This window comes from Bacillus sp. K7 (assembly GCF_053903245.1).
The window spans coordinates 648,472-659,815 of record NZ_CP096406.1; the positions used below are offsets into that span (position 1 = coordinate 648,472).

Consider the following 11,344-nt stretch of genomic DNA (forward strand, 5'->3'; position numbering starts at 1 on the left):
GAATTTTGTAGATGACTAGGAGGAAAAGAATGGAATACGAAGAAGACCTGCATCCTTTGCTGGGAAAAGCAGTTGAACATATTAATAGAGTAATGGTTGGAAAACGAGACATCGCCATACTCAGCTTAGCAGCCATTCTAGCCAAAGGGCATGTGCTGCTTGAGGATGTACCCGGAGTTGGGAAAACGATGATGGTTCGCGCGCTGGCCAAGTCAATCGGCGCCGATTTCAAAAGAATTCAATTCACTCCGGATTTGCTGCCGTCTGATGTAACAGGCGTATCCATCTATAATGCGAAAACGTTGGAATTTGAATACCGTCCCGGCCCGATTATGGGAAATATCGTGCTGGCCGATGAAATCAACCGTACCTCTCCGAAGACACAGTCTGCTTTGCTTGAAGCGATGGAAGAAGGAAGCGTTACAGTAGACGGCTATACGATGCCGCTTGCCGCTCCGTTTTTTGTGATGGCAACGCAAAACCCCTTCGAATATGAAGGGACGTACCCATTGCCGGAAGCCCAGCTTGACCGTTTTTTATTCAAACTTCGCATGGGTTATCCCTCCTTTCATGAGGAACTGGACGTCTTATCTCTTCAGGAAAAAAGCCATCCAATAGAGACGCTTGAGCCGGTTATTACAAGAGAAGACTTCATCCGTTTACAGAGGGAAGTGCAAAATGTCCGCGTCGATGACAGCATCAAAGAATATATTGTAGAAATCGTTCAGAAAACGAGACAGCATGCCTCTGTTCAATTAGGCGTCAGTCCGCGCGGATCAATCGCTCTCATGAAAGCGGCCCAAGCATATGCGCTGCTTCATCATCGTGACTATGTCATTCCGGATGATATTCAATATTTGGCTCCTTTCACGCTTCCGCACAGGATGCTGCTGCAGTCAGAGGCGAAATTTGAAGGAATCGAGGCAGGCGCGATCGTACGGGAGATCATGTCCGTTGTGAAGGTGCCGGTTCAAAGGCCGTCGATCCGCTGATGAAGAAGATGCAATGGTTTGTATATGGGTGGAAGCTGATTGTATTAACGCTATTGACGGCTGCTGTTTTTTCTTACGCGATGTTTCAGGGCGGATTTGTCAGCTGGTTTTTGTTTTATGCGTTTCTTCCTTTTGTCGTGTATGCCGGATTGCTGGCATTATATCCGCTTCGCTCTTTTCAGGCTTCAAGGGAAGTGGCCAAAACACAATTGCATGCCGGTGACAGGCTGGGCGTGTCGGTTACGCTGAGAAGGAAGCTGCCGTTTCCGCTGATGTATATGGTGATTGAAGATTGCCTGCCGGAAGGACTCGAGCCATTGAAACGAGATGAAGCCGCGGCCAAACGGCTCGTTTTTCCATGGTTTAAAAGGAGTATGACGATGTCGTATGAATTAGCTCGTATACCGCGCGGAGAGCATCATTTTCAAGCTGTCAGGGTGCGAACCGGGGATGTTCTCGGCTTGATTGAAAAAACAGCTTTTTATGAGCTTGATGATACCCTGTTTGTTTATCCAGCCTTTCAGCGTCTTTCTTATCAGGTGAATGAAAGGCATCAGGAAGATGGGGTAAGCGGTTCTTCTCCGGTTCATCAGCACCATTCCACAGTCGCAGCAAGTGTGCGGAATTATCAGCCGGGAGACCGGTTTGCTGCATTAGACTGGAAGGCCTCCGCGCGGCGGAGCCAGCTGATGACGAAGGAATTTGAACCATCTCGAAGCAAAAACCTGTTTCTTCTGATGGACCGTTCTTCCTCTGAAGCATTCGAAGAGGTCGTTTCAGTGTCAGCTTCGATTCTTCATTCTGTTTTACAAAGCGGCGCGGGGGCAGGACTGGCCTCAGTCGGAAAGGAAAAAACGCTTTTTCCTATTCAAGAGGGAGAGCAGCATTTTAAGCGAATGCTTCGGCATTTAGCCGTCACTCACTGTGATGCGGCTGACCCGGTAAGCCGATATGTACGGGAGGAGCTGGGGAAGCCGTCTGTCCGCAAGGCTGATAAGGTGCTCGTCACAGGACAGTTCACGGAAGATTTGCTGCACATCGCGGAAACCGCGGGCGGCCGGGTTACAGTCATCCTGGCAAAAGAGAAAGATGCTGAGCTGTCTCAAGCTGAAAATGTCATGATCGAGCAGATGAAGAAACGACAAATCAGAGTTCAGGTCATGAGAGGCGGACGAGTTTCGCGTGTTGTTTAGAAAGAGAGGTGACGGGTGCACATGCCGCACGATGATCAGAAGGGAAGCCGTTTGAGCTTGCTGTTATTTTATTTTCTGGCGTTTTTATTGCTTTGGGAGTGGCTCAGGCCGCTTGACCGTTTTACAGATACGAAACATACAGGCTTTTTTATTGTCTTTATCGGCTTGACGTTTCTGCTGACCTTTTTCAGGATGAGATGGTTTGTCACTGTTCCTTTTTGTGTCTTATTTACGTTGATCTCAGTACACATCCTGTTTTATCAAGGCTCCATATTTGACTTGAGCTGGGTCAGCTCTTTTTTACAGGATGTCTATTTGAATATCACGTTGATTCAATCAGGGCAATGGAATGACATGATTCCTTCATTTCGGACCCTGCTGTTTTTTGTGCTGCTGTGGCTGTTGGTCTATCTCCTTCATTATTGGGTGATTTACCAGAGAAGAATCTTATTTTTCTTTATGATGACAGTAGCGTATATTACGATTCTTGATACCTTTACGCCATATGATGCCACTTATGCCGTCATCCGTATCGTGCTGATCGGCTTCTTTATGCTTGGCCTTTTATACTTAGAACGCATCAAGCTGATGGAAAGAATCGCGTTGCCGAAAACATCTGTCCTCAAATGGTTTCTGCCGTTATCCGTATTTATTTTGGCTGCGGTGGGATTCGGACTTTCGGCTCCAAAGTCGGATCCGGCTTGGCCTGATCCGGTGCCTTTTCTCAAAAAAATCACCAATCAAGAACGTGTGCCGGCTGGAGAAAGCAAAATCGGATACGGAAACCATGATGAATCACTCGGAGGCCCGTTTCAGCAGGATGATACACCTGTTTTTACTTGGCAGGGAAAAGAGCGCACGTATTTTCGTGTGGAAACGAAGGATACGTATACCGGAAAAGGCTGGATTGAAACGGATACAGGCATGTCCTATCAGCTAAGCGGAGGGCAAGTTGAAAATCTATGGTTTGACCACAAGGTTGAGACAGAGCGCAGCACCGTCCGTGTAAAAGTCGATGAACACTACGGGTATAACCATGTCATGTATCCGATCGGTGCGAAGGCCATAAAGCCAAAGCAGGATGTCTCACTTGAAATGAACGGGAACACAGAACAAATTTCTCCGATCAGTGAGCAAGCCGGTGAGATCAGAAATATGGGGAGGTATACCATCACATACAATTCCCCGGTCTACAAGCTGGATGAGCTGAGAAAGGTAAAAGTGAGAAACAACAGTGAGGAATACACATTCAGCGACCGCTTTATGCAGCTGCCAGAATCACTGCCTGAGCGGGTGAGAACCCTTGCGGCCAAGCTGACTCAGGAACACGATAATATGTTTGATAAGGTGAAAGCGGTAGAGGACTATTTAGGCTCAAACGAGTTCACATATGAAACCGAAAACGTGACCATTCCTAAGGATCATGAGGATTATGTCGACCAATTTCTGTTTGAAACAAAGATGGGCTACTGTGATAACTTTTCTTCCGCAATGGTGGTGCTCCTCCGTTCGGCCGGCATTCCGGCCCGCTGGGTAAAGGGTTATACGTCCGGCGAATACAAAGAAGCAGGGAACAAAAATGGCAGCATTTACGAAGTGACAAATAACAATGCCCATTCCTGGGTAGAGGTGTATTTCCCGGAACAGGGCTGGGTTACATTTGAGCCGACTAAAGGGTTTACAAATCCGGCTGAATTTACTTCTTCTGACACAAAGGACTCCGGCAGCGATGACAGCAGCTCGCCGAAGAAAGCACAAGAGAAACAGAAAGAAGAGAAAAAACAGCCGCAAAAAGAAGAAAAACAAAAGGAAAAACGGGAGCCAGCTGTTTCTAAAAAGCCGTCCGCTTCACATACCAATGCAGGTGCGGGCTTGTATGCAGCGCTTGCGGTTCTTGCAGTCCTCCTGGTGGCAGCTGTATTGCTGTATGTTTTCCGCTCGTTATGGATTCCTGTTTTCGCCGTGAGGAAATTGAAGCGGCGCAGCGATCAGCACGCGTTTTTTGAGGCATATGACGCGCTGCTGAAACAACTGAAGAGAAAAGGGCTGCCGAAAAGAGACAGTGAAACGCTGCGTGATTATGCGAAACGAATCGATGGAAAATATGGATCGGAAGACATGTCAAAGCTGACACTACGCTATGAACGGGCGCTTTACAGAAATGAAGATTCGGCTTCACTTTGGAATGAATCCAGAAAGTTATGGGAAAATTTAATTAAAAGAAGATGGTCTTGACCGCTTATCGACGTGTTGTTAGAATTAGTGAATATTATCGGAGTCTGGGAGCGAGTTGCCGGACTTCGGCAAACGGCCTTGCCAAAGAGGGCGGAGCGGCTTCATATCTGTCCTCGTTTTTTTCTGTGTCAAAAAACTTAGAGGAGATTAGGTGACAACCATGACAAAGTTAGTGAATGAAATGATTCTTGTCCTTGATTTCGGCAGTCAGTATAATCAGCTGATTACACGCCGTATCCGTGAATTCGGTGTATACAGCGAGCTGCATCCCCATACATTGACGGCTGAAGAAATTAAAGAAATGAATCCAAAAGGAATTATTTTATCCGGCGGTCCAAACAGTGTGTATGATGAAAACTCTTTCCGCTGTGACGAGAAAATCTTCGAGCTTGATATTCCTGTATTGGGAATTTGCTATGGCATGCAGCTGATGACTCATTACCTTGGCGGTAAAGTCGAAGCGGCAAGCCAGCGTGAATACGGAAAAGCAAACATCCACATCGAAGGCACACCTGATTTGTTCAAAGATCTTCCGAACGAACAAGTGGTTTGGATGAGCCACGGCGATTTGGTTGTGGAAGTTCCTGAAGGCTTCACTGTTGACGCGACAAGCCATCACTGCCCAAACTCAGCGATGAGCAAAGCGGACAAAAAATGGTACGGCGTTCAGTTTCACCCGGAAGTGCGCCACTCTGAATATGGCAATGATCTCTTGAAAAACTTTGTATTCGGCGTTTGCGAATGTGAAGGCAAATGGTCAATGGAGAACTTTATCGAAATCGAAATGCAAAAAATCCGTGAAACGGTCGGAGACAAGCAGGTTCTTTGCGCGCTAAGCGGCGGCGTTGATTCCTCTGTTGTTGCTGTTTTGATTCATAAAGCGATCGGCGACCAGCTGACTTGTATCTTTGTAGACCATGGCCTTCTCCGTAAAGGCGAGGCTGAAGGGGTTATGAAAACATTCAGTGAAGGCTTTAACATGAACGTCATTAAAGTAGACGCACAAGATAGATTCTTAAATAAACTAAAAGGCGTTTCTGATCCTGAGCAAAAACGCAAAATCATCGGCAATGAATTCATTTACGTGTTCGATGATGAAGCGGACAAGCTCAAAGGCATCGACTACCTTGCACAAGGAACGCTTTACACTGATATCATCGAGAGCGGTACGGCAACGGCGCAAACGATCAAATCTCACCACAATGTCGGAGGGCTTCCAGAAGACATGCAGTTTGAACTGATCGAGCCGTTAAACACGCTCTTCAAAGATGAAGTGCGCGCGCTTGGCACAGAGCTCGGCATTCCCGATGACATCGTTTGGCGCCAGCCTTTCCCAGGACCGGGACTCGGAATCCGTGTTCTTGGCGAAGTAACAGAAGAAAAGCTTGAAATCGTTCGTGAATCAGATGCGATTTTACGTGAAGAAGTTGCGAATCACGGGTTAGAGCGTGATATCTGGCAATACTTCACTGTTCTTCCTGACATCCGCAGCGTTGGTGTTATGGGTGACGCAAGAACATATGATTACACAATCGGAATCCGCGCCGTTACATCAATCGACGGCATGACATCTGACTGGGCGCGTATCCCGTGGGATGTGCTTGAAGTCATTTCGACACGTATCGTAAACGAAGTGAAGCACATTAACCGCGTGGTGTACGATATTACAAGTAAGCCGCCTGCGACGATTGAGTGGGAATAAACTAGTGACACTTTATACGACCGAAAACATTGGTTTTATGCCATTTAGGTAAAACTCAAGTGACTTTTGGAGTTGAAAAATCATTTGATATGTCTCCAAGATTGTAGCCAAAAAACTCTCACCGAATGATAGTCGGTGGGAGTTTTTTCTTTCTGTGGTTTGCCTATATGGGGATTGGTTTCAATGTTATAATTAGAAATAAATATTGTTAAGGGAATGAATGAAATGGCAAAGGTTGAACCAAAGATTTTTGATGAACTAAAAAAGGCGTTATCTTCTTTTGACGGAAAATACTTAGTTGGGGAAGAATTGAACCGTTCAAAACTCACGGATGATTTACGGAATTATGATGAAACACTTCTTAGCAAGTTATTTGAAGTGGAATTTATCAAGCAACATTTTATCAAGGAAGTTGCAGGACAGAAGTTATTTCAAATTGAACAACTTGAGGAAGCGATTCTCTACAATGATTACTGGGATACAAGTTACACCAAGTATGAAAATCGTGTCGGGTTAGCTTCAAAAGGGAAGTTCTTACAGGACAGCCAAGACGTGGTGTTAGATTTTCCGTTCAAAGATGGTGTGCTTACTGCTTCCATGACAAAGGAAAATAGCGAAGATGGCTATGATGATGCCTTTTTAAACGAGGTCATTGAAAAGGATGAGATTGACCGTCTTTTTGATATGAAAATATTGACGAATGTTAAACGTTTCGGGGATAATTCGTCAGTCAGTGTCGATAATGGTGTTGTTTCTTTTGATAAGGAGAAAGACAATCTGATTATCAAAGGAAATAATTTGTTGGCTTTGCATACATTAAAAGAATTCTATACAGGTCAGGTGAAACTGATTTATATTGACCCACCTTACAATACTGGAAATGACAGCTTTTCATATAACGATAAATTCAATCAATCAGCGTGGCTTACTTTCATGAAGAATCGATTGGAGATTGCAAGAGAATTACTGACGGATGATGGTGTTATTTTCGTCAGCATTGATAGGAATGAGTTTGCGGAGTTAAAGCTATTAATGGATGAGATTTTTGAAAAAGCTTATCTAGGCACGGTAATCAATGTATCAGCTCCAAACGGACGTGATTACGGCTCCTTTGCACAGACGCATGAATACATCCATGCGTATGCAAAGGAATTAGAATCAGCGAAAACCTTTGCATTAGATGTATCTGATACTAAGTTTAAACAAGAAGATGAATTTAGTAAGTACTATCTCCATCCTTTATTTAATAGTAACTCAGCGTTTCATAAGGGAAATCGTCCTAATCTATATTATCCATTCTATGTCTCTGAAAACATAGATGAGAAAGGATATAGTACAGTTTCTTTAGAAAAAGATGAGCAGCATACGGTTGAGGTTTATCCTCCAATCTCTAAAACAGATGGAACTCAATTTGTTTGGCGTTGGGGAAAAGAGAAATCCAAGGCATTAGGAAAGACTGAACTAGTTGGACAAATAAAAGCTGATGGCACTTATAGAATTGCTCAGAAAATGAGACCGAAACAGCAGATTCCTCGTACAATTTGGCAGGATGCAAAGTTTTCCAATCGCAGGGGAACAGAAGAATTACAGAAACTTTTTAATGGGAAAATTTTTAGTTTCCCGAAACCAGAAAACTTATTAAGCGAAATTATCAAAATAGGTTCGGATGAACAAGATTTAGTTTTGGATTTTCATATGGGTTCAGCTACTACACAAGCTGTAGCAATGAAAATGAATCGTCGTTTCATTGGTATTGAACAAATGGACTATATCAATACCGTATCTGTTCCAAGATTACAAAAAGTTATTGAAGGTGAGCAAGGTGGTATTTCTAAAGACGTTAACTGGCAAGGTGGTGGTTCATTTGTCTATGCAGAACTATTCCCTAAAAATATGGGTTACCTCCAAGATATTATCCACTCAAAGACCGTTGACGAACTCAAATCAGTTTACAAACGTATGCTATTAGGTACTGATACAGATGAACCTGCGGATATTACCTTCCGTGCTGACTTATCAAAAATTGATTGGACTGAAGGCTTTGATGAAAATAAACGTCTGTTAATCAAATTGCTTGATAAGAATGGACTTTACTATAACTACTCGGAAATTGATGATAAGAATGTCCGTGACTTAATTTCTGACGAGGACTACGATTTTAACAAAGCGTTCTATGAAGGTGGTGAGTAATATGGCAAGAGCAAAGAAAACTCCTGCTAATGCTCGTAAATTTCCTTTAATTGAGCAAGCTAAGAAAGCAGAACAAAACTTATTTAGTCATCATCAAGGATACGTTATTCCAGAGTATATCAATCAAAATTTACTCCATACGTTACGTGATTATCAGGATGAAGCAATGCGTAACTATCACTATACGCAAACCCAGATCAATCCCAGTCCTCAACACGTTCTGTTTAATATGGCGACTGGTTCAGGGAAAACGGATTTAATGGCGGGTCTAATTCTCTACCTTTATCAGGAACTTAAGTATCAGAATTTCTTGTTTACGGTAAATACAAATTCCGTCCTTATGAAAACGAAGGATAATTTGGTAAATCAAAATAGTGAGAAATATCTTTTTCAAGAAAAAATTGAGATTGACGGACAACGAATTTATATTCGACAAGTTGAGCGTTTTCCTCATGTTCGCCAAAATAATACCATTTATATCAAGCTTTCATCCGTGCAAAAGGTATCAGATGATTTGTTTGTGTTAAAAGAGAATACAATGGGTTTATCTGATTATGAAAATCACCCTGTAGTTGTTTTGGCTGATGAAGCTCATCACTATTCCGCAAGCACAAAATCAGAAAAAGAAGCTGAGAACACTTGGGAATCTGCTATCAATAAGATTCTAAGGGCTAGGGATGAAAAGGAGAAAAAGAATCTATTGCTAGAGTTCACGGCAACAGTGGATTTTGACAAGGAAGCAATTTACAACAAGTATCGTGATAAAGTCGTTTACCGTTATCCGTTAAACAAACTTATGTTTGATGGGTACTCTAAGCAGGTTAAGCGTATTGAAACATCCGCAAGTGATGAAGATAAAATGCTGAACGTGGTGTTACTCTCACAATTCCGAAAATATCGTGCCTATGCTGAGGGTGTCACGGGATCGTTCAAGCCCGTGATTATGTTCAAATCACCAAAAGTTGCAATCTCACTTGAAGCAACAAAAGTCTTTAATGAACTCATTACCAATCTAAACGTAAGTGATCTAGTATCATTCATCCAACGTCAGCAAGCATTGGATAGTAATGAAAGCTCTGCACTAAAGTTGGCTTATAATTTCTACCTGCAAAATGAAAATGATTTAGCAAAGATTGTTCGTGAGATTAAACAGGACTTTGACCCACGAAATGTTTTGAATGCCAACGATGCCAGTGGCAATATGCTTGAAAAAGGTCAGTATGAAGCCTTGAACACGCTCGAAAACCCTAATAATCTCTATCGTGTAGTTTTTGCTGTGGCAAAACTTACAGAGGGGTGGGATGTGCTCAATCTATATGATATTGTTCGTATCGAAAAAGAAGCAGGCACGAATAAGAACGCTACAATGGTTGAAGCTCAATTGATTGGACGAGGTGCAAGGTATTATCCATTTGAAATTGAAGGTGAGAAAAGCTATCAGCGGAGATATGACAATGATTCTTCAAATAAGCAATTATTTTTAGAAACCCTCCACTACCATACAATGAATGAACCTCAATATTTGAAACAGCTAGTGGGCTCTTTGGAACAAATGGATTTACCAACGGGACAAGATAAGAAAAATCCGCCTATTGAAATTAAAGTTAAACCTTCCTTCAAGAAAACAGATACCTATAAAACAGGGAAAATCTATTATAACGAGGCCGAGGATGTATCAGACGAATGGTTCGACTCTATTGAAAAATATGGCATTAACCATAAGTCAGATATTTCCCGAAGTTTGAACTATGGTAGTCGGGAAGTTTCTTATAAAGCTACTGTTGAAAATATTGAAACAAAAACTATCGGTATTGAAAAATTTGATATTCGTTTCATTAAGAAAGCCATCCAACGCTTGGAGTTTTACAAGTTTGATAATTTGAAAAAGTATCTTCCCCTCCTGACTTCTATGAAAGAATTTATCTATGGAGAAAAATGGTTAAATGGAGGGAATTTGAAGCTCTACTTGACTGTTCCTAAAGAATACAAAGCGTCAGATATTTCTCCAGATGAGATTTTGAAAGTAACCATCGATATATTGAAAGAATATGAAGTGAAATTCAAGTCAGGTTACGTCAAGCAACGGGGGACCAATAGATTTATCGGCTATCCGATTAGAGAATACCTAACGAATTACAACAAGCGTGTTCCAGAGTATGACACCGCAAACCTATTGAACGAAACAACACAAAAGGTTGCTGCTTATGAAATGAATGATGAATTTTACGTATATGAAAAAGCAATTGTCAATAAGCTTGAGTTCGAGTTGATAGAGCGCATTAAAGCCCATGTAGATGAGTTGAAACAAAAGTATAACAAGGCTGTCTACTTGTTCCGTATGGATGAAAATATGCATCGTGAGTCAGCCAAAAGTGAAAAAGTTAAACTGCACCAATATGGCTCACGGATCAATCGTGCAGGAGAAACAGTAGAAATGCACTTACAAGGCTTTCAACCCGACTTTATTTTATTTCTTGAGGATAACGAGTTTTATTTTCAAATATTCATTGAACCAAAAGGAATGAGCGGTGACAGGTTTGTCAGTGAGTTATGGAAACAAGACTTGCTATTATACATGACCGACCATCAAGCAGAAATGGAATTTGAAGATGATTCAAAGAACGTTCGAATTAGCGGGCTGAAATTTTATACTAAGGGTGATGGTCAAAAAACTATGGCTCAACTTGCAGAAATTACCCAAGTGCAGGAAGCAACTGATTCCTCCACAGTTCAAGAAACCTTAGAGTTCTCTTCAGGAATCGTTCTTGATGGTGAGTAAGATGGCAAGAATAACGAAACTATTAGAACCCGAGCAATTTGCATTTGTAGGTAATCAAGCGGTGAAACAATTGTCACCAAAACTGTCTCCAAGGTATTGGGGACACCTTAGCAAGCAATGCGATAACAACAGCCTTTATAAGCCCTATCCGCTCTATTGAGTGGGAATAAGTAAATAGCGAGTAGAAAAACGTCCCTTTTACAAAAAAAGGGGCGTTTCTTTGTACCTTTTTGAAACCGTTTCTGTGGTTTTT

The 11,344-nt window shown here is 42.3% G+C and carries 6 protein-coding genes; all 6 read left to right on the forward strand.

Going from position 1 to position 11,344, the window contains the following annotated elements:
- Positions 1 to 29 precede the first annotated feature (29 nt).
- The 6 genes from M1D98_RS03390 to M1D98_RS03415 all read left to right on the forward strand — a co-directional run bounded on the left by M1D98_RS03390 (position 30) and on the right by M1D98_RS03415 (position 11,091).
- Positions 30 to 992 carry an AAA family ATPase gene (locus M1D98_RS03390; RefSeq protein WP_121642033.1) on the forward strand — a complete coding sequence of 321 codons (963 nt, stop codon included), beginning with the start codon at positions 30 to 32 and terminating at the stop codon, positions 990 to 992.
- Positions 989 to 2,185, forward strand: a complete 1,197-nt coding sequence (locus tag M1D98_RS03395) for a DUF58 domain-containing protein (protein ID WP_121642034.1) — start codon at positions 989 to 991, stop codon at positions 2,183 to 2,185. The genes M1D98_RS03390 and M1D98_RS03395 overlap by 4 nt, the downstream gene beginning before the upstream one ends.
- Before the next feature lie 21 nt (positions 2,186 to 2,206).
- Positions 2,207 to 4,420, forward strand: a complete 2,214-nt coding sequence (locus M1D98_RS03400) for a DUF4129 domain-containing transglutaminase family protein (RefSeq protein WP_456280004.1) — start codon at positions 2,207 to 2,209, stop codon at positions 4,418 to 4,420.
- Between the two features lie 160 nt (positions 4,421 to 4,580).
- Positions 4,581 to 6,122 (forward strand): glutamine-hydrolyzing GMP synthase, encoded by a 1,542-nt coding sequence (gene guaA / locus M1D98_RS03405; protein WP_039076078.1) that lies wholly within the window; start codon positions 4,581 to 4,583, stop codon positions 6,120 to 6,122.
- 225 nt (positions 6,123 to 6,347) lie between these two features.
- Positions 6,348 to 8,312, forward strand: coding sequence for a DNA methyltransferase (locus tag M1D98_RS03410; RefSeq protein WP_121642044.1), 1,965 nt, complete (start codon positions 6,348 to 6,350; stop codon positions 8,310 to 8,312).
- Position 8,313: 1 nt separating this feature from the next.
- Positions 8,314 to 11,091 carry a DEAD/DEAH box helicase family protein gene (locus M1D98_RS03415; RefSeq protein ID WP_121642045.1) on the forward strand — a complete coding sequence of 926 codons (2,778 nt, stop codon included), beginning with the start codon at positions 8,314 to 8,316 and terminating at the stop codon, positions 11,089 to 11,091.
- The last annotated feature ends 253 nt before the right edge of the window (positions 11,092 to 11,344 follow it).

Excerpts from the sequence above, each read along its gene's own strand:
- M1D98_RS03415 (WP_121642045.1), top strand. The coding sequence starts at position 8,314 with ATGGCAAGAGCAAAGAAAACTCCTGCTAATGCTCGTAAATTTCCTTTA.
- guaA (WP_039076078.1), top strand. The coding sequence starts at position 4,581 with ATGACAAAGTTAGTGAATGAAATGATTCTTGTCCTTGATTTCGGCAGT.
- M1D98_RS03400 (WP_456280004.1), top strand. The coding sequence starts at position 2,207 with ATGCCGCACGATGATCAGAAGGGAAGCCGTTTGAGCTTGCTGTTATTT.
- M1D98_RS03410 (WP_121642044.1), top strand. The coding sequence starts at position 6,348 with ATGGCAAAGGTTGAACCAAAGATTTTTGATGAACTAAAAAAGGCGTTA.
- M1D98_RS03390 (WP_121642033.1), top strand. The coding sequence starts at position 30 with ATGGAATACGAAGAAGACCTGCATCCTTTGCTGGGAAAAGCAGTTGAA.